General features: G+C 52.6%; 1 protein-coding gene. It reads right to left on the bottom strand.

The annotated features are described in order from the left end of the window. Window positions 1-511 (bottom strand): AMP-binding protein (locus R7Q46_RS30485; RefSeq protein WP_318078756.1); only part of this gene is annotated, 511 nt, incomplete at both ends.

The raw sequence follows: 511 nt of genomic DNA, 5'->3' as shown, positions 1-511 counted from the left end.
ATTACCAAGTTACCTTCAGCCACGGTGTCTTCAAGGATATTACCCATGTTATCAACCAGCGCAGGTTGTACGCCGAAGAATGGGCGAGTTGCTGAACCTGGTTTGAGATCTGTCGCGCCCGGAAGTGGAGCGATCAAGATGCCGCCGGTTTCCGTTTGCCACCAAGTGTCGACGATAGGTGAATTTTCGTTACCGATCGTTTTGTAGTACCACTCCCATGCCTCTGGGTTGATTGGTTCGCCCACTGAGCCCATGATGCGAAGGCTTGAGCGAGACGTGCCAGCAACCGCTTCGTTGCCTTTTGCCATTAGCGCACGAATAGCCGTTGGTGCGGTGTACAGAATGTTCACTTGATGCTTATCGACCACTTCGCTCATACGGCTTGTGTTCGGGTAGTTTGGTACACCTTCGAACAGGATGGTTTTCGCGCCGTTCGCAAGTGGTCCGTAGATAAGGTACGTGTGGCCAGTAATCCAGCCTACGTCTGCGGTACACCAGAAGGTTTCACCTG

Source organism: Vibrio sp. 811, from assembly GCF_033339195.1.
This window is presented reverse-complemented; position numbering and strand designations above follow the sequence as displayed.